We start from the raw sequence: 17,880 nt of genomic DNA, 5'->3' as shown, positions 1-17,880 counted from the left end.
TCGTCCTGGCTCGCCCCGCACCTCCTGGAGTCGCCGTGATCGCCGCCGTCCTCGGCCTGCTGGCCGCCGCCTCCTACGGCTCGGCCGACTTCCTCGGCGGGCTCGCCGCCCGGCGCCTCGCCCCTCTGCGCGTCACCGCGATCGCCGCGGCCAGCGGGCTGGTGCTGCTCGCGCTGCTGCTGCTCGTCGTGCCCGGCACGGCCTCGACGGCCGCCGTCGGCTGGGGCCTGCTCAGCGGCGTCGCGGGCGCCGTCGCCCTCGCCCTGCTCTACGCCTGCCTCGCCCTCGGGCCGATGAGCATCCTCTCGCCCCTCACGGCGGTGGTCTCGGCGATCGTGCCGGTGGGGGTCGGGCTGGCGCAGGGCTCCCGGCTGGGAGGCGCGGGCTGGGCCGGCATCGCGCTCGCCCTCGTCGCCGTCGTGCTGGTCGGCTTCGTGCCCGATCCGTCCGCTCCGCGACCGAGCGCGCGCGGGCTGCTGATGGCCCTGGGCGCCGGTGCGGGGATCGGGCTGGTGCTCGTGTTCCTCGACCGGACGCCGGACGACTCCGGGCTCGTGCCGCTCGTCGCCAACCGGTCGGCGAACCTCGTGCTGACGGGCGGGGCGGTGCTGGTGCTGCTGCTGGTCGCGCGGGCGCGGGCGCGCACCCGGGCCGAGGAGCCGGGGCGTGCTCCGCTGCGGCAGCAGGACGCAGGAGGTGCGGCGCCGGTCGACGGGGCCGCCCCGCGCCTCCTGCCCCTGCGTCGCGCCCTGGGGCTGGCCCTCGCCTGCGGCGTCGCCGACAGCGGGGCGAACGTGCTGATCCTCGTGGGGCTGCGGGTCGGCGACCTCACCGTGATGAGCGTGCTGACGGCGCTCTACTCGGCGGCGACGGTGGTGCTCGCGGCCGTCGTGCTGCGCGAGCGGCTGACCCGGGCGCAGGTCGGCGGGCTCGTGCTGGCCCTCGGCGCGGCGGTGCTGCTGGCGCTGGACTGAGCGGCGCCGCGCTGAGCTGCAGTGCGGGCTGGTGGCGGCCCGGCGGGCTGGCCTGCGGCTCAGTCCTCGATGAGGCGCTTGCCGTAGACGACGACGTCGGACTGCTCGTAGCCGAGGCTGCCCCAGGTCGCCTCGGCGGTGTCGTTGCCGGAGCGCACCATCAGCTGCACCTTCGGGCAGCCGGCCTCGAGCAGCAGCCGCTCGGCCTCGGCGACGATCTGGCGGGCGCGCCCGCCGCCGCGGTGCCCGGGCGCGACCGCGACGTAGTAGAGCCAGCCGCGGTGGCCCTCGTGACCGGCCATGGCGGTCGCGACCAGCACCTCCTCGGGGCTGCCGGTGTCGTCGGCCGGCTCGACGAGCTCGGTGCCCACGAGGAAGAGCTCGGGCTGCACCGCGAGCTTGCGCTCGATGTCGCGGTGCGGGTCGTTCCAGGGGCGCGTGAGGCCGCACTCGTGCCAGAGGGCGACGACGGCCTCGGTGTCGGCGGGAGCGAAGGGACGGATCTGCATCCGACGATGCTGGCACGGACGGGAGGAGGGACGGCCCAGGGGGCCCGGGCATACTGTGTCGCGTCCGTCCGCCGTCAGAGAGGTGCCCGATTTGTCCGCTGCTCCCCGCCGCCTGGCCGTGCTCGGCTCGCCGATCGCCCACTCCCTGTCGCCCGCCCTCCACCGGGCGGCCTACGCGGAGCTCGGGCTCGACTGGCACTACGACCGCGCGGAGGTCGCCTCGGGCGAGCTCGAGCAGTTCCTGGCCGAGACCGTCGACGGCACCGGCACCGGCACCGGCACCGGCACCGGCGACACCGGCGACCGACCCTGGCGCGGGCTGAGCCTCACGATGCCGCTCAAGCGCGAGGTCCTCCCGCTGCTCGACACGGTCTCGCCGCTCGCCCGATCGCTCGGCGTCGCGAACACGGTCGTCATCGACGACGACGGACGTCGCCACGGCCACAACACCGACGTCGACGGCATCGTCCGCACCGTCGAGGCGCACCACGACACGCGCCCCGAGAGCGCGACGATCCTCGGGGGCGGGGCCACCGCCTCCTCGGCGATGTGGGCCGCGTGGCAGCTCGGGGCCCGCTCGTTCTCGGTGCACCTGCGGAACCCCATGCGTGCCGGCGAGCTGACCTCGCTGGCCAGCGAGCTGGGCGGCGACATCAGCATCGCGCCCCTGACCGAGCTCGGCACGCTGGCCCCGCTCGACTTCGTCATCAGCACCCTGCCCGGGGGCGTCGCCGACGACCTCCCGCTGCGCCCGCGGAGCCAGTCGTCGATCCTGTTCGACGTCGCCTACGAGCCGTGGCCGACCCGCGTCGCGTCGACCTGGTCGGCCGACGGCGGCATCGCGTTCAGCGGGCTCGACATGCTCGTCGAGCAGGCGGTGTCGCAGGTGCGCCTCTTCACGGGACGGGCGCAGGAGGAGCGGCTCGACGACGAGGACCGCGTGCGCGCCGTCATGCGCGCCGCCGTCGGCCTGCCGGAGAGACGTGCGACCGCGGCCGGCGGTGTGGGCGCTGCGGCCCCGGTCGCCACCACCGCCATGACGACCTCACCGGCGGCCTGACGTGCGCCCGACGCCCCGGCCCGCGAACCTGCGGTCGCTCGTGCTCGGCGACGGCCGGCCCGCGGTGTGCGTGCCCCTCGTCGCCCGGACCGCCTCGGCGCTCGGCGAGGCTGCCGGCCAGCTGACCCGCGCCTCCTACGACCTCGTCGAGCTGCGGGTCGACCACCTCACGGCCGTCGACGACGCCGAGAAGGTCCGCGAGGCGGTCGCGGCGGTCCGGGCCGCGCTGCCCGACGACGTCCCCGTGCTGTTCACGTTCCGCACGAAGCAGGAGGGCGGCGACCGCGACATCACGCCCGAGGAGTACGGCGACCTGCTCACCCGAACGATCCGCGACGGGGGCGTCGACGCGGTCGACGTCGAGATGTTCACGCAGCCCGAGATCCGGGAGGCGGTGGTCGAGACCGCGCACCACGCCGGCGTCGTCGTCGTCATGTCGTCGCACGACTTCGCGGGCACGCCGCCGCGGGCCGAGATCCTCTCGCGCCTGCTGCAGCAGCAGGAGCACGGCGCCGACGTCGTGAAGCTCGCCGCGATGCCCGCGAGCCCGGCCGACGTGCTCACCCTGCTCGCGGCGACGGACGACTTCCGCTCGGGCCCCGGCCTCGTGCCGGCGGTCACCATGTCGATGGGCCCGCTGGGCGCGGCGTCCCGGCTCGTCGGCGAGACCTTCGGGTCGTGCCTCACGTTCGCCGCGGCGACGGCGGACGGGGCGAGTGCCCCGGGGCAGCTCGACGCGGCGGGCGTGCGGGCGGCGCTGGAGCTGCTGCACGGGGCGTCGACGCCCGAGTCGTGACGGGCGCGTCGTGTCGGGTGCGTCGTGCGGGGCGCGTCGTGCGGGGCGCGTCGTGCGGGGCGCGTCGTGCGGGGCGCGAGCCGAGGGCTCCGACGGACCCGGCCCTGTGTCCCACACCGGGAAACACGAGCGACGGACGTCGCTGAACAGGGACTCCACGGCCGGGTACCCGCCGAAGTGAGTCGAGGATAGCGCGCAGGAGGGGCCCGGCGGGAGGACTTGCGCGACGGCCGTCGTCGCGGTAGCGCAGGGCGCGCCCGAAGAAGGGGTGACGCAGGAGGCGCGGCGTCGGTACCGTGGTCCACCGCGGTGGACACTCCCCCGCTCGACGAAGGAGACACCATGAGCATCGGCGGCGGAATCGCCTTGATCGTGATCGGCGCGATCCTCGCGTACGCCCTGGACTTCCAGGTCGCGGGCATCGACATCATGCTGATCGGCTACATCCTCATCGCAGCGGGCGTCCTCGTGACGATCCTCGGAATCGTGTTCGCGACGCGTCGTCGCCGCACCGTGACCGAGGCGCGCACGGCCGTCGACCCGGCCAGCGGCGAGCAGGTCACGCGTCGCTCGACGCAGGACGGCGGCGGTCCGGTCGTCTGACCGGCTCTGCCGACACGCACCCTCCTGACGGGCGGGTTCGTCCCGGGCGGGCGCTCACGAGCGCCCGGTCGCGACGGACCCGCCCGTCCGCGTGCGCAGACCTACGAGCCGACTGTCGTGCGCAGCACCGACGAGCCGTCCGGCTGCCGTCGCACCTCGATGCGGTCGGCGATGCGCTGCTTGAGCTCGTCGACATGGCTGACGATGCCGATGACGCGACCCGTGTCGGACAGGCGCCCGAGCTCGGTCATCACCGCGTCGAGGGTCTCGGGGTCGAGCGAGCCGAAGCCCTCGTCGACGAAGAGGGTGCCGAGCTCGAGCCCGCCGGCCTCGGCCTGCACGACGTCTGCGAGCCCGAGTGCCAGGCTGAGCGACGCGTAGAAGGTCTCGCCGCCCGAGAAGCTCGCGGGGTCGCGAGTCGTGTCGGTCGCGTGGTCGCGGATCGCGAGGGCGAGCCCCACCCGACGCGATCGTGACCGCTGCTCGCGCTCGTCCGACGCCTCCAGCGCGTACCGGCCGCTCGACATCACGCTGAGGCGGGCGTTGGCCGCGACCACCACGTCGTCGAAGCGCCGCAGCAGCACGTAGGTGCCGAGGGTCACGCCCTTGACGTTGACGGAGCCGGTCGCGCTGGCGAGGTCGGCCATCCTCACGACGGCCCGGGCCTCGTCGGCGACCTCGGCCCCGGCCCGCTGCGCACGTCGGAGGTCGTCGAGGGCCGCCGCCGACGCGGTCGCCCGTGCGCCACGCCGGGTCGCGAGCTCGGCTGCCCCGGCGAGGGCGGCCTCGGCCGCGGCCAGCGCCTCGACGGCGGAGTCGACGTCGACCTGCTCGTCGCCGGACAGGCCGGCGACCTCGGGCTCGGCCAGCCCGGAGGCGACGACGGCGAGGTCGGCCTCGTGCCGTCCGACCCGGGCGCGCAGCTCGTCACGCTCGTGCGTCGGCAGCACGGCACGCGCCGCGGCGGCCGCGTCGTCGAAGCCCGACTCGACGAGGGCCGCGGCCAGCTCGGCCTCGCGCTGGGCTCGCGCGTCGACGGCGGTCCCGTGGGCGTCGACGGCGCGCAGGAGGCGCTCGGCGGCCTCGGCACGGGCCCGACGCTCGGCGACGATGCCGACGACGGACTCGCCTGCCCCCGCCAGCGCGGCCGCGACCACGGCCGCGTCGTCGTCGAGTCGCCGCTGCTCGCCGACGAGACGCTCGGCCAGGGTCGCGTGCTCGGTCAGGACCACGGCGAGAGCCGACCGGCGGCGCTCGGTGTCGGCGTCGAACGCGACGAGCGCGCGCTCGGCCGCCGCGAGGAGCTGCTCGGCGGCCACCGCCTCGGCCACGAGGAGCCGGGCGGCGTCGACGACCGCACGGGCAGCGTCGGCCTCGAGGTCGCCGAGGGCGGCACGGGCGTCGTCGCGTCGGGCCTCGGCGGCGGAGGCGAGCTCGGCGACGCGGCGCTGTGCGTCCTGCGCCGTGCGCGCGCGCGCGGAAGCGCGCTCGACGTCGTCGTCGCTCGGGTGCTCGGGGGTGAGGGCGGCCGGGGCAGGGTGCTCGACGGAGCCGCAGACCGGGCAGGGCTCGCCCGCCGAGAGCGTCGTCGCGAGCTGGCCCGCGAGCCCGGCGATCTGGCGGAGGCGCAGGGCCGACTCGGCCTCGACGGCCGAGACCGCGTCGCGGCTGGCGGACGCGAGCGCCGTCGCGGCCTGCTCCGCGTCCCGCTCGAGGACCGCGACGCGGTCGAGGGCGGCGGCCTGCTGCTCGGCGGTGTCCAGCGCCTGCTCGGCGGCGGGCCGGCCTCCAGCTCGCCGGGCGGCGTCGTCGCGCTCGGCCTCGAGCACCTCGCGGGCCTCGGGCCGACCGGCGAGCTCGGCGTCGGCGGCAGCGCGGGCCTCGTCGAATGCGGACAGTCGCGCCCGGGTCGACTCGACGGCGGCTCGGCGGGCCGGCAGCGCCGCCTCGACCTTGGCCGTCTCGGCGAGCACGGCCAGCTCGGAACGGAGCCGGTCGCGCTCGGCCACCAGCTCGGCCGCGTCGGGGTCGGGGGCGGGGCCGGGGCCGGCATCGGCATCAGCGGCGGCTTCGGGAGGAACGGCGGCACCAGCGTCGGCGGCGCCGGCAGCGGCGACCCCGGCTGCGGAGGCCGCGCGCGCAGCACGGGCGAGCTCGTCCGTCGTCATGCGGACCGCCTCCTCGGCTCGGGCTGCACCTCGGGCTGCTCCCGTGACGAGGTCGGACCGGGCAGCAGCGTCGAGGCTGTCGCGCGCCTCGCGGACGGCCGGCTCGGCGGCCTCGAGCTGGGCGGCGCGGACGAGCAGCGCGACCCGACGGTCGAGGGCCTCACGGAGCCGACGTCGCGCGTCGAGGGTCGACCTCAGCTCGTCGCGACGGGCTGCCCGCCGGTCACGGAGCGACTGCGCCGTGGCGGCCGCCGCCGCGAGATCGGCGACGACCGCGGCGGGATCGGAGTCGGGCCCGGCGTCCAGTCGCGCGGCGAGGTCACGGACGACGACGACCGCGGCGGCGTCGGCGGCGGCGTCGGCGTCGGCGGCGGCGGCGGCGTCGGCGCCGACACCGGTCTCGGCCTCGGCCTCGGAGGGCTCCCGGCGGCCCAGGGCTGCGTCGCCGTCGAGCGCGGAGTCACCCTGTGCGGGCTCAGCGCCCGTGCCGACGCCGGTGCCCCCGAACTCGTCCTCGCTGCCGACGCCGGCGGCCTCGCGCAAGCGCGCCCAGCCGAGCTCGACGGCGTGGTCGGCAGCGGCCACCTCGGTGTTCGCGGAGCGTCGCGCGTCGACGAGCTGCGCAGTCGTCGCCTCGTAGATCTCGGTGCCGAAGAGCGACTGGAGCATCGTGCGACGCTCCTCTCCCGTCGAGCGGAGGAACGCCGCGAACTCGCCCTGCGGCAGCACGACGGTCTGCACGAACTGCTGGCGCGTCAGGCCGAGGATGCGCCCGATCTCGCCGCCCACCTCCTGCGTGCTGGTCGAGACCGGCTCGCCCGCGGTCGCGTCCGGAGACGTCAGGCGCACGAGGGTCGCCGTGGCGTTCGCCGGGGTCGTGCCCGTACCGGTCTTCTTCGGCCGCCGCCAGGCCGGGGTGCGCCGCACCCGGTGGATGCCCGCGGCGGTCTCGAAGACGAGCTCGACGAACGGCTCGACCTCGGGGGCGGCGTGGTGGCTGCGCAGCCGGTCGCGGCTCGCGCCCTCGCCGGCCAGCGACCCGTACAGCGCGAAGACGATCGCGTCGATCACCGTCGACTTGCCCGCGCCCGTCGGGCCCTCGAGCAGGAACGTGCCGGACGCGCCCAGCTCGGCGAAGTCGACCGTGTGCTCGCCCGCGTACGGCCCGATGGCGCGGAGGGTGAGGCGGTGCAGGTTCACGCGGACTCCTCGGCGCTGCGGGCGGTCTCGTAGGCGTGCCGGACGGCCGCGAGCTCGGCGTCGGTCGCGACGCCGCCCGAGGCGAAGGCGACGAAGTCGGCGGCCACCTCGAGCGGGTCGGTCTCGGCGGTCACGAGGCGGAGCGCGGGGGCATCGACGGCGCCGACCGGCTCGTGCAGCACCACGAGTGCGTGCGGGAAGTGCGCCTTGACCCGGCTGTACAGGCGCTCGGGATGGACCGGGTCGGTCACGTGCACGCGCAGCCACGCGTCGCGCAGCTCGTCGTGGCGACCGTCGAGCAGGTGCTCGAGCGTGTCGGTCACCTCGGCGAGGCGACGCGGGACGGGAGCCGGGACGAGCTCGACCGTCGCGCCTCCCCCGCCGTCGAGGTCGACGAGGGCCGTCGACTTGACGTGCCCGAGCTCGCCGAACGAGAAGGCCACGGGCGAGCCCGAGTACCGGATCACGGGCCGCTCGCCGCGGGATGCACCGATGCGCTGGGCGCCGTGCAGGTGCCCGAGCGCGACGTAGTCGACGCCGTCGAGCACGGCCGAGGGTACCGAGTCGACCCCGCCGACCCTGATGTCGCGCTCGCTCTCGCTGGCCTCGCCCCCGCTGACGAAGGCGTGCGCGACGACGACCGAGCGGGTGCCGGGGCGCGAGGCGAGGTCGGTGCGCACCCTGTCCATCGCGGCAGCGACGACGGCCTCGTGCGACCTCGGCAAGGGCGGGCGCTCGGCGGCGGGGCCGGGCCCTGCATCGGCTCCGGCGCCCGCACCGACACCGGGCGCCAGCGTGTGCCGGACCGTGTCGGGATCCAGGTACGGCAGCCCGTAGAACGCGACCGGCCCGTGCTCGTCGGCGACGACGACCGGCCGGTCGAGGGCCTCGACCGAGGCGAGCACGTGCAGCCCCGGCCGCATCAGCTCGGCCGCGAAGCCGAGCCGCACGGCGCTGTCGTGGTTGCCCGGGGTCACGACCACGACCGCGTGCTCGCTCAGGCGCCGCAGGGCCGAGCCGAGGAGGCGGACGCTCGGCACCGAGGGGACGGCCCGGTCGTACACGTCGCCCGCCACCACGACGACGTCGACGTCGCGCTCGGCCACGAGCGAGACGAGGTGGTCGACGAACGCGGCCTGGTGCTCGAGCAGGTCGACCCCGTGCAGGGTGCGCCCGAGGTGCCAGTCGCTGGTGTGCAGGATGCGCACGGTCGCCCTCTCGTCGTGGTCGATGTGGCCGTGACGGCCGTCGTCAGATCGCCGTCACTGTATCGGCGGCCGCCGACACCGCCGACACCGCCGACACCGCCGGGGACGCCCGCTCGGGACATCGGCACTCGCCCGGCGCCGTTCCCGTACCCTCGAGCGCATGTCCGACGACGCCGGCACCTGGGTCGAGTTCGCCGACGCCCCGAAGCAGCGGGCGTTCCTCCGGGTGATGCGGACCGCGTTGCCGATCATGGTGGTCGTCGGCACGGCGAGCGCTTTCTTCTCGAAGTCGGGAGAGTCGCCGTTCCAGACCTGGGGCCTGATCACGGTGCCGATCTGGTTCGTCGGCTGGAGCACGGCGGCCGCGATCACCTGGAACGTCGTGCTGCGCCTCTCACGGCCCTTCGCGGTGGACGTCGCGGGGCGGCGCCTCCGGATCCGCGGGAAGGTGCTCGCGTTCGAGGAGGTCGACTCGGCCGAGCTCGTGCCCCTGTCGAACGACGACGCCTCGGGGCTGCTGCTGAGGTTCGGGAAGAAGAAGGGACGCACGGCGTCCGTGCTGCTGCGTGACCGCGCCGAGCCCGTGCTCGACGACGAGCGGCGCGAGCTGCTGCTCGCTGTGGTCCGCGGCTCTCGGATCGCCCGGCCCGTCAGCCCGCACGACCCGACGGGCGCGTTCGGCCGCTACAACTTCCCGGGGACGCTCGACCGAGAGGGCGCGGAGCAGGTCGTCCTGCAGCCGCCAGCCCCGGGCGAGCACGCGCCCTGACCCGTGCGCGCGGCCGTGCGCGCAGGAGGCGGTCGCGCGCCCCGCAGACGGCAGCGAGCCGCTCCTCCACAGCGGCCACGCGGGCCCGAGCCGCCCCCAGGCTGACGGGACCGGCGGGCGGTGACGACCCGCGCCTCCTACCCTGGGGGTGCGTCCTCCTGGCGAGCGACGTCGGCGTCCGCGCCGCCACTCCCCCGGAGGCACCACCGTGACAGACCTCGACATCACCGCCCTGCGCGAGCGCATCGAGCAGCGGCGCGAGGCGATGGTCGCCGACCTGGTCACCTACGCGTCCCTCGAGACGCCCTCCGACGACGTCGACCTGCTCGCCCGCGGCCTCGAGTGGATCGAGCACTGGCTCGGCCGCACCGTGGGCCCGCCCGCCGAGCGCCGCGTGCACGTCGTCGAGGGCTACGGGGACACCGTCACGCTCGAGTACCCGTCGCCCACCGGGTCGGCCGAGTGGATCTCGGCGCTCTGCCACTACGACACCGTCTGGTCCGAGGGCACCCTCGCCGAGTGGCCCGTCACGATCGACGGCGACCACATGACCGGCCCCGGGGTCTTCGACATGAAGTCGGGGCTGATCCAGCTCGGGCACGCGATCGCTGCCTCCGACGCCCTGGGGCTGCCCCGGCCGGGCGTCCGGCTGCTGCTCAACGGCGACGAGGAGATCGGCAGCCTCGCGTCGCGCAGCGCCATCGAGGCCGAGGTCTCCCGAGGAGGCGCGGTGCTCGTCTTCGAGTCCGCTGCGGAGGGCGCCGTCAAGACCGCCCGCAAGGGCGTCGGCATCTTCGAGGTCGAGACGTTCGGCGTCGAGGTGCACGCCGGGCTGCACCCGCGATCGGGCGCGAGCGCCGTCGACGAGATGGCCCGGATCATCCTGCAGCTGCACGGCGCCGCCGACATCGACGCGGGCACCTCGCTCAACGTCGGCATCGTGCAGGGCGGCACCCGCACCAACGTGCGTGCCGGCCACGCGCGCGCCTCGGTCGACGTGCGGGTCACGTCGGCGGACGAGGCCGCGCGGGTCGAGGCCGTCTTCGCCGCCCTCGCGCCGCACGACCCGGTCGCCCGCGTCGAGGTGACCGGCGGCTGGAACCGGCCGCCGATGGAGCGCACGGAGGCGACGGCCGCGCTCTACGGACGCGCCGCCGCCGTGGCCGACTCGCTCGGCTTCGAGCTGCGCGAGGTGTCGGTGGGCGGCGCCAGCGACGGCAACTTCGCCGCCGCGCTCGGCTGCGCCGTGCTCGACGGCGTCGGCGGTGTCGGCGGCGGGGCACACGCCCGCCACGAGTGGATCAGCCTCGGCGGCATGGTCGAGCGCACCGAGTTCGTCTCGGCGCTGTTCGTCGAGCTGGCGTAGGGCGCAGGGCATGGGCGGACGTCGGGCACCGGAGAGCGGTGGACGAGGCTGGCGAGCCCACCGGTCTGCCCGCAGGGGGCGAGCTCCGGGCCAGGACGGTCCCGGGGAGCAGGGTCCCGTGAAGCGCAGCAGAGCAGTCCCGATCGGCATCGCCGTCATCACCGTCCTCGCCATCGTGGTGCCCGTGTACCTGGGGCGCGACCGCCCCGAGGCCGCCCTCGGCGAACCCGTGGAGACCCGTCTCTGGGCCCAGCCCGACTTCGAGGACGGGACCCTCTCGATCACGGCCGAGTCCCTGGAGCCGGTGACCAAGCAGACGCTCGACCGGTGGGAGCTCGACGCGGGCGGCCAGGACGCCTACGAGGCACGCTTCACCGTCGAGCTCGTCGAGGGCAGCTGGTCGGGCGACGGCAGGACGGGCGCCTTCGAGAACGGCATGTGGGTCGTGGGCGTCGACGGCGACTACGTGAAGGGCCCCAGCCGCCTCAGCTTCGGCGGGCCGCACCTCGACCGGGAGGACTGCCCGAACGACGCCGAGGCGACCGCGGCCGCCCTGCGGTCGGAGGGCTCTGCGGACATCTGCGTGCTGCTCCTGGCCCCCGGCGGCTCGACCGTGACCGAGATCGGCTACTCCGGGGCGAAGAACGAACGGACCCGCAGGAGCATGGCCGGCAGCAGGACCGTCACCTGGACGGTCGACGCCGACGGGTGACCCGCCGCCCGAGGCGGGGCCGGTGACCTCGCCGGGTGAGCAGCGTGATCCGATCGTGATCGGACCGGGGGCGATGTCATCCTGCGGGACGATCGACCGCCTCCTCGCGCTGGCTAGCGTGAACACAGGCACCCGGACCGACGGGCGCACGACAGCAGGGGGAACGCCATGACGAACCGACGACGCAGCACGACGCTGGGGGCCGCCGCCTTCGTGGCCGCCACGGTGATCGGGCTCACCGGGTGCGCCGGCGGTGCGTCCGGCGACGACGTCACCGCGGGGCCGACGGCGACCGTGGCCGTCCCGACTCCGACGGAGACGCCGGGCGAGACGTCGTCGCCCACGGCGGAGCCGTCGGAGCCCGCCGAGACGGAGACCGTCGCGCCCGTCGTGACCATCCCGACCGACTGCACCCAGATCGTCGACGGGTCCACCTACGCCGCCACGTTCGGCAGCACCCCGCTCAACCCGGTCGAGTTCCCGCGTCGTGACGGCACCGCCAGGGGCTCACGGACGGCAACCGTCCCCGAGGCCGGATCGCAGCCGTTCCAGATCGTCGACGCCGCCGCCGAGCTCGACTGCTTCTGGCGCGACCCTGCCGCCGACATCACCGGCATCGGCGTGATCCTCGGCCGTCTCGACCAGCCGACCGCCGCCTCCCTGCTCGATCAGGTCACCGCTGCAGGCGCCACCTGCGAGGACGCGCACGGCGGCCAGCTCTGCCAGCAGCCGATCGAGGTCGAGCAGTACCCGATCGAGGCGGCGCACACGTGGTTCGTCCGGGGCGACCTCTACATCGCCGTCGAGCAGTACAACGTGCCCACGAACGACCTGATCGGCTCGATGCTCGCGCACCTCGAGAGCTGACCCCGGCCGCCCCGGCCGTGGGGTCGCCGGTCTCGCGAAGAACCGCGTTCCGACACCGCCGAGTGAACGGAACACCGTGTCGAGGGGTGGTGTCCGGTTCACTCGGCGGTGTCAGGACAGGGGCGAGCGTGCGAGAGAGAGCAGCGGCCTACAGCACGCTCTTCGGCACGCGGTGCAGCGTCACCGCGCCGACCGCCGCGAACAGGTGCAGCGGGTCGGGCGCGACCGACCCCGTCGGCCCGCCCAGCCGGGAGTGCCCGACCGCGCTGAGCACGGCGTAGGCGTCTCCCCGCGACCAGCCGTGGTCGTCGACGAGGAACGCGAACGCGTCCTCGTAGCCCCGCCGGACGCTCTCCTGCACGGGGTCGCCGAGGCCGACGAAGATCCAGTCGTCGGCCGTCTCGATCCGCGGCGCCCGCAGCCCGAGTCCCTTCACGAGGTCGATCGAGACGACGGCGGTGCCCTGCGCCTCGATCGCCACGAACGACGACTCGCCCTCGGCCATGATCGCGTGCACGTCACCGATCGAGAGGTACGCGCCCTCGACCATCACGGGCAGGTAGACGGTCGAGCCGATCGTGTTCTCGGTGACGTCCATGTTGCCGCCCTGCGGGTACGCCGGCATGATCGTCGAGTTCTCGCCCTCGGCGGGCGCGGTGCCCATGCAGCCGATCATCGGCCGTGCCGCGAAGGTGTGCCGCGACGTCACGTGCACCCCGTCGGCGTCGATCGGCACGCGCCGGGTGAACATCTCGTCGCCCATCACGTGCTGCAGCGCTCCCGAGCCGGGCAGGCTGACCGACCAGCCGTGGTCGACCAGCCGGATGTCGTGCACCGTCACGGCGAGGGCGTCGCCGGGCATCGCCCCCTCGACGAAGACGGGCCCGGTGACGGGGTTGATCGGCACCGACAGCTGCGCGAGGTCGTGGTGCCCGTGCAGCTCGGCGTAGACCGCGTCGCTCGTCTCGAAGCCGATCGTCTCGCCGGTGCCGGGCGTGATCCGCAGCACGGGCTCGACGGCGGCGCTGAAGCCGGGCCGGCCGAGCTCGTTGCCGAGGAAGTGGTCGATGCCGTCGCTGCCGCTCACGCGTCGTGCCGCTCGGAGTCGGCGGCCGGGGTCGACGCGACCGCGGCGTCGTCGGCGCCCTGTCCCAGGGTCGGGGCGGCGCCTCCTCGGCTGCGGTAGTACAGGAACACCCCGGCGCCGAGCACGAGCCACACCAGCCCGCCGATCTTCGCCTCGGGCGCCGCGTTCACCAGCACGTAGCCGATGATGAGGAACCCGATCACGGGCACGACGAGGTGCAGCAGCCAGTTGCGCGACTTCTTCTTGACGACGTAGTGCACGACGACCGAGACGTGCAGCAGCATGAAGCCGAACAGCGCACCGAAGTTCACGAGCGACGCGATCACGTTGATCTGCCCGACGAAGAACAGCACGAGCACGGCCGACAGGGCCGACACGACCAGGATCGCGGCCTGCGGCACCTTGCGGGTGTTGATCTTCGACAGGAACGCCGGCAGCTGCTTGTCGCGGCTCATCGAGAACAGGAGGCGCGAGGTGGCGGCCTGCGCCGCCATCGCGTTGGCGATGCCCACCGCGAGCACGTTCACGACGAAGAACGCCGTCGCCCAGCCGCTGTTCGACGCGGCCCTGACCAGGTCGAAGAAGGCGTTGCCGGCCTCGCCCTCGGGGAACGAGTCCCGGCCCCCCGCCAGCGCGCTCGCCAGCCAGGTCTGCAGCACGAAGCAGAACGCGACGATGAACAGGGCGATGATCATCGCCTTGCCCGCGCCTCCTCGCTTGCCGGTGCTCTCCTCCGAGAGGGTCGAGATGCCGTCGAAGCCCAGGAAGCTCAGCACCGCGATCGACAGCGCCGAGGCGATGAGGGGCGCGGTGACCTTGCTGGAGTCCCAGATCGGGTCGGTCGTGAACTCCGCACCGGGGATGGTGCCGTTGTTCAGCGCGACCACGGCGATGATCACGAAGATCGCGATGAAGACGACCTCGATCGCGAGGAACACGCGGTTCATCACCTTGATCGAGCTGATGCCGAGCAGGTTCACCGCGGTGTTGATCGCGACGAAGATCAGCGCCCACATCCAGCGGGCGCTGCCCGGGAAGATGCCGATCATCGACTCGGCTGCGAACACGTAGAGCAGCGTCGGCACGAGCAGGTAGTCGAGCAGGATCGCCCAGCCGGCGAAGAACCCGGCGATCGGGTGGATGCCCCGGCCGACGTACGAGAACACCGAGCCGGCGAGCGGGATCGACTTGGCCATCTGCGCGTAGGCGAGCGCCGTGAAGATCATCGCGACGAGGCCCACGAGGTAGACCAGCGGCACCATGCCCGACGACGCGTTGTAGACGGTGCCGAAGATCGCCCACGGCGCGATGGGCACCATGAAGATCAGGCCGTAGATGAGCAGGTCGACGGTCGAGACCGACCGCTTCAGCTCCTGCTTGTAGCCGTACTGCTCGAGCTGCTGCTGGTTGCTCAGCTCGGGTGACGCGGTCTTCTCGGACATGGTGTCTCTTCTCGGGTCGAGGCGGGTGAACGACGAGGAGGTGCGGTGGGGGTGGGGCGGAGGAGGTGCGGGAGGCGCGGGTCGCGTCGGTTCAGGGAGCGCGACCCGCGCCGGTCAGGGGGGGACGGGTCAGGCGTCGTGCGCAGCGACGTCGTGTGCGCTCAGGAACTCCGCGACGACGCGGCGGAACGCCTCGGGCTGCTCGAGGTGGCTGCAGTGGCTGGCTCCGGCGAAGACGTGCGACCGGACGTCGGCGATGCCGTCGACGAACGGCTGCCAGGTGGCGGGCGTCGCCTCGTCGTGCTCGCCGGCCACGACGAGGGTCGGAGCGGACACGCGGGGCAGCCGGTCGACGATGCTCCAGTCGCGCATCGTGCCGATGACGTGGAACTCGTTCGGCCCGTTCATCGTGTGGTAGACCGTCGGCTCGGCCTCCATCTGCTCCTCGCTGTCGACGAAGTCCTGGGGCATCGGGACCACACGGCAGACGTGGCGCTCGTAGAAGACCTGCGTCGCGGCCAGGTACTCGGGGTCGGTGGTGGTGCCGGCGTCCTCGTGACGCTGCAGCGCCTCCTGCGTCTCGGCCGGCAGCTGGGCCCGCAGCTCGGCCGCGCCCTCGACCCAGAGCTGCATCGAGGCGGGCGAGTTGCAGATCGCGAGGCTGGCGAGCCCCGCGGGCTGCCGAACCGCGATCTCGGCGCCGAGCATGCCGCCCCACGACTGGCCGAGCACGTGGAAGCGCTGGAGGCCGAGGTGCGCCACGACGGCGTCGAACTCGGCGACGAAGAGCGCCGGGGTCCAGGTCTCGACGGGGGCGCCGGGCCGGTGGCTGCTGCGGCCGCAGCCGAACTGGTCGTAGTGGACGACCGTGCGGCCGGTCTCGTCGGCGAGCGCCGCGAGGTTCCGCAGGTAGTCGTGCGCCATGCCGGGGCCGCCGTGCAGCACGACGAGGGGCAGGGCGTCCGCGCGCGGCTCGTCGGGCGTGGTCACCTGGAGCCAGGTGTGGCCGTCACGGAAGGGGAGGACGTCGGCGGTGCTCGTGGACATGCGAGAGAGCATGCACCCGGAAAGGTCTCGTGCCAAGACCTTTGTTCGTGACTTAATGTGGCGGTAACAAAGAGACGCAGCACATGAGGACGCAGGCAGGGGCAGGGCGGATGACGACGAGCGAGACGACCGCCTCCGGCGCCCTCGACGCTCCCCTCGAGCCGACGACCCGGGCCGACGACATCACCGACCGCCTGGTCACGGCCATCGCGACCGGCGAGTACCTGCCCGGCCAGCGCCTCCCCGCCGAGCGCGAGCTCGCGACCTCGCTGCGCGTCGGGCGCATGACCGTGCGGCAGGCTCTCGCGCGGCTCGTCGAGCAGGGGCTGATCGAGACGCAGCGCGGGCGCGGGGGCGGCTCGTTCGTGCTCGCGCAGGACTCCCGCCCCGAGCAGGATGCCCGATCGACGTCCGCCGTCGCGCAGCGCACCCTCGCCGCCCGGTGGTCGGACCTCAGCGACACGAGCGCCGCCATCGGCCGACTGCACGGCACCGTCGCGGAGGCGGCGGCCGAGAACCGCACGGACGCCGACGTCGCCCTGCTGCGCGACCGCCTCGAGGCCTACCGCGCCGCCGACTCGGGGCTCGCCTCGCAGAAGGCCGACGAGCTGCTGCACGTCGCGATCGCCGAGGCCGCCCACAACGCCGTCCTGCGCGACGTCCTGTTCGAGCTGGAGGCGCGGGTCAGCATCGCCGCGCCGGCCCACCCCTGGGGCGGTCGGGACGGCATGCGCGAGATGGAGCTGCGCGCGCTCGCCGAGCACGAGGCGATCGTCGACGCGATCAGCGCGGGGCGGGCACGGGAGGCGGCGGCGCTCGCTCGCGCGCACGTCGGCATCGACCTCGAGCTGCTCGAGCGCGTGGTGCGCGGCAGCGGTGGCGGCGGCGCCTGAGGTCTCTTCTCTCGCCTCGCACCGCGTTCCGAACCATGAACCGCGATAAAACGCAGTTCTTGGTTCGGAACGCGGTTCATCGCGCCTGAGTGGACGCGGACGCGGTCGTCAGCGGGCGGCGTCGGCGCACGCAGGCGCAGGCGTCCAGCCGAGCTCCGGCCCGAGGTGCTCGGCGAGGTCCGTGAGGATCTGCGCGTAGTCGTCCGGCTCGAGGGCGAAGGGCAGCGCGAAGGCGACCTCGTCGACCGCCTGGTAGGCCGGGTCGGCGTGCAGGGCGTCGGCGATCTCCGCCGAGGTGCCGACCAGGTCGGCGGCGAAGAGCAGCTGCCCGGGGCCCTGCGGCACACCTACTCGTCCCGCGCGCGACTCGGCGTACGCGGCGTAGCGGGCGCGCTGCTCCGGGGTCGCCGAGTCGGTCGGCACGACGACGAGGCCCTGCGAGACCCGGGCGGAGGCGCCGGCCGGGTGGGCGTCGCGGTACGCGTCGATCTGGGCGCGCTGGTTCACGGCGAAGTCGGTGCCCTGCTCGGCCTTCGTGACGCTCGACGCCAGCAGGTGGAACCCGTGCTCGGCGGCCCAGACCGCCGACCGGGTGCTGCCCACGCCGCACCACAGCCGGTCGACCAGGCCGGGGCTGTGCGGCTGCACGACGTCGCTGAACTCCTCGATGCCGCGTCGGCCCGGCGAGGCGCTGACGACGTCGCCGCCGACGAGGTCGCGGAGACGGAGGAGGCGGTCGGGACCGAGGTCCTCCTGGTCGAGGGTGTCGGGGTAGATGGCGTCGCGGTAGAGGTCGAAGTTCATCGGCGTGCCCGTCGAGAAGCCGGGGTTGAGGCGACCGCCGAGCAGCACGTCGACGGTGCCGAGGTCCTCCGCGAGGCGGAACGGGTTCTCGGCGCCGATCGGCGTGACGGCGGTGCCGAGCTCGATGCGGCGGGTGCGCTGCGACGCGGCGGCCATGATCGCGACGGGTGACGAGATGCCCGGCTGGAGGTGCCGGTGCCGCAGCCAGGCGCTATCGAGGCCGAGCTGCTCGCCCCGCTCGATGACGCGCAGCGTGTCCTCGTGGCCGCCGGCCGGGGACGCGGGGTCGAACGACCCGATCGTGAGGAAGCCGAGGCGCTGCAGCGGGGAACCGTGTTCGGGCATGCTCCGAGTCTCGCAGGGGCGGCTGCGCCA

General features: G+C 74.3%; 16 protein-coding genes. 9 read left to right on the top strand and 7 right to left on the bottom strand.

Going from position 1 to position 17,880, the window contains the following annotated elements; all coding sequences use genetic code 11:
- Positions 1–35 precede the first annotated feature (35 nt).
- Positions 36–974 carry an EamA family transporter gene (locus EDF20_RS12885; protein ID WP_133738943.1) on the top strand — a complete coding sequence of 313 codons (939 nt, stop codon included), beginning with the start codon at positions 36–38 and terminating at the stop codon, positions 972–974.
- A 59-nt stretch (positions 975–1,033) separates the two neighbouring features.
- Here the strand turns inward: EDF20_RS12885 and EDF20_RS12880 are convergent, their stop codons facing one another.
- A complete protein-coding gene (locus EDF20_RS12880) occupies positions 1,034–1,483 on the bottom strand; it encodes a GNAT family acetyltransferase (protein WP_123547373.1) in 450 nt (149 codons plus the stop codon).
- Positions 1,484–1,565: 82 nt separating this feature from the next.
- On the opposite strand from EDF20_RS12880, the gene EDF20_RS12875 reads away from it, so the two are divergent.
- From EDF20_RS12875 to EDF20_RS12865, 3 genes are all read left to right on the top strand, one after another.
- Positions 1,566–2,543 (top strand): shikimate dehydrogenase, encoded by a 978-nt coding sequence (locus EDF20_RS12875; RefSeq protein WP_243833487.1) that lies wholly within the window; start codon positions 1,566–1,568, stop codon positions 2,541–2,543.
- A 1-nt stretch (position 2,544) separates the two neighbouring features.
- Positions 2,545–3,339, top strand: coding sequence for a type I 3-dehydroquinate dehydratase (gene aroD / locus EDF20_RS12870; RefSeq protein WP_123547127.1), 795 nt, complete (start codon positions 2,545–2,547; stop codon positions 3,337–3,339).
- Positions 3,340–3,681: 342 nt separating this feature from the next.
- Positions 3,682–3,942, top strand: a complete 261-nt coding sequence (locus EDF20_RS12865) for a DUF6458 family protein (RefSeq protein ID WP_123547128.1) — start codon at positions 3,682–3,684, stop codon at positions 3,940–3,942.
- Positions 3,943–4,043: 101 nt separating this feature from the next.
- Here EDF20_RS12865 and EDF20_RS12860 read toward each other — a convergent pair whose 3' ends face one another.
- The gene (locus tag EDF20_RS12860; protein ID WP_133738941.1) at positions 4,044–7,310 is read right to left on the bottom strand and encodes an SMC family ATPase; all 3,267 of its coding nucleotides are present in this window, start codon (positions 7,308–7,310) and stop codon (positions 4,044–4,046) included.
- Complete coding sequence (locus EDF20_RS12855; RefSeq protein ID WP_133738940.1) at positions 7,307–8,518, bottom strand: exonuclease SbcCD subunit D; 1,212 nt, start codon at positions 8,516–8,518, stop codon at positions 7,307–7,309. The genes EDF20_RS12860 and EDF20_RS12855 overlap by 4 nt, the downstream gene beginning before the upstream one ends.
- A gap of 160 nt (positions 8,519–8,678) precedes the next feature.
- Between EDF20_RS12855 and EDF20_RS12850 the strand changes: the two genes are divergently transcribed.
- From EDF20_RS12850 to EDF20_RS12835, 4 genes are all read left to right on the top strand, one after another.
- A complete protein-coding gene (locus EDF20_RS12850; protein WP_133738939.1) occupies positions 8,679–9,287 on the top strand; it encodes a hypothetical protein in 609 nt (202 codons plus the stop codon).
- A gap of 208 nt (positions 9,288–9,495) precedes the next feature.
- Positions 9,496–10,653, top strand: coding sequence for a M20/M25/M40 family metallo-hydrolase (locus EDF20_RS12845; protein ID WP_208292648.1), 1,158 nt, complete (start codon positions 9,496–9,498; stop codon positions 10,651–10,653).
- Positions 10,654–10,771: 118 nt separating this feature from the next.
- The gene (locus EDF20_RS12840) at positions 10,772–11,365 is read left to right on the top strand and encodes a hypothetical protein (RefSeq protein ID WP_133738938.1); all 594 of its coding nucleotides are present in this window, start codon (positions 10,772–10,774) and stop codon (positions 11,363–11,365) included.
- A gap of 168 nt (positions 11,366–11,533) precedes the next feature.
- Positions 11,534–12,232 (top strand): hypothetical protein, encoded by a 699-nt coding sequence (locus EDF20_RS12835; RefSeq protein WP_133738937.1) that lies wholly within the window; start codon positions 11,534–11,536, stop codon positions 12,230–12,232.
- Between the two features lie 148 nt (positions 12,233–12,380).
- Here the strand turns inward: EDF20_RS12835 and EDF20_RS12830 are convergent, their stop codons facing one another.
- The 3 genes from EDF20_RS12830 to EDF20_RS12820 form a co-directional block, all read right to left on the bottom strand.
- The gene (locus tag EDF20_RS12830; protein ID WP_243833486.1) at positions 12,381–13,319 is read right to left on the bottom strand and encodes an acetamidase/formamidase family protein; all 939 of its coding nucleotides are present in this window, start codon (positions 13,317–13,319) and stop codon (positions 12,381–12,383) included.
- A complete protein-coding gene (locus EDF20_RS12825; protein ID WP_123547134.1) occupies positions 13,316–14,761 on the bottom strand; it encodes an APC family permease in 1,446 nt (481 codons plus the stop codon). Before EDF20_RS12825 ends, EDF20_RS12830 begins: the two co-directional genes overlap by 4 nt.
- A 129-nt stretch (positions 14,762–14,890) precedes the next feature.
- A complete protein-coding gene (locus EDF20_RS12820; protein ID WP_243833485.1) occupies positions 14,891–15,808 on the bottom strand; it encodes a proline iminopeptidase-family hydrolase in 918 nt (305 codons plus the stop codon).
- A gap of 110 nt (positions 15,809–15,918) precedes the next feature.
- Between EDF20_RS12820 and EDF20_RS12815 the strand changes: the two genes are divergently transcribed.
- The gene (locus EDF20_RS12815; RefSeq protein ID WP_123547136.1) at positions 15,919–16,701 is read left to right on the top strand and encodes a GntR family transcriptional regulator; all 783 of its coding nucleotides are present in this window, start codon (positions 15,919–15,921) and stop codon (positions 16,699–16,701) included.
- A gap of 108 nt (positions 16,702–16,809) precedes the next feature.
- Here the strand turns inward: EDF20_RS12815 and EDF20_RS12810 are convergent, their stop codons facing one another.
- Positions 16,810–17,850, bottom strand: a complete 1,041-nt coding sequence (locus EDF20_RS12810; RefSeq protein WP_133738935.1) for an LLM class flavin-dependent oxidoreductase — start codon at positions 17,848–17,850, stop codon at positions 16,810–16,812.
- Between the last annotated feature and the right edge of the window lie 30 nt (positions 17,851–17,880).

The sequence above is a fragment of the Frigoribacterium sp. PhB116 genome, assembly GCF_004364285.1.
In the GTDB taxonomy this organism is placed as follows: Bacteria; Actinomycetota; Actinomycetes; order Actinomycetales; family Microbacteriaceae; genus Frigoribacterium.
This window is presented reverse-complemented; position numbering and strand designations above follow the sequence as displayed.

Excerpts from the sequence above, each read along its gene's own strand:
- EDF20_RS12880 (WP_123547373.1), bottom strand. The coding sequence starts at position 1,483 with ATGCAGATCCGTCCCTTCGCTCCCGCCGACACCGAGGCCGTCGTCGCC.
- EDF20_RS12865 (WP_123547128.1), top strand. The coding sequence starts at position 3,682 with ATGAGCATCGGCGGCGGAATCGCCTTGATCGTGATCGGCGCGATCCTC.
- EDF20_RS12850 (WP_133738939.1), top strand. The coding sequence starts at position 8,679 with ATGTCCGACGACGCCGGCACCTGGGTCGAGTTCGCCGACGCCCCGAAG.
- EDF20_RS12835 (WP_133738937.1), top strand. The coding sequence starts at position 11,534 with ATGACGAACCGACGACGCAGCACGACGCTGGGGGCCGCCGCCTTCGTG.
- EDF20_RS12825 (WP_123547134.1), bottom strand. The coding sequence starts at position 14,761 with ATGTCCGAGAAGACCGCGTCACCCGAGCTGAGCAACCAGCAGCAGCTC.
- EDF20_RS12820 (WP_243833485.1), bottom strand. The coding sequence starts at position 15,808 with ATGTCCACGAGCACCGCCGACGTCCTCCCCTTCCGTGACGGCCACACC.
- EDF20_RS12815 (WP_123547136.1), top strand. The coding sequence starts at position 15,919 with ATGACGACGAGCGAGACGACCGCCTCCGGCGCCCTCGACGCTCCCCTC.
- EDF20_RS12810 (WP_133738935.1), bottom strand. The coding sequence starts at position 17,850 with ATGCCCGAACACGGTTCCCCGCTGCAGCGCCTCGGCTTCCTCACGATC.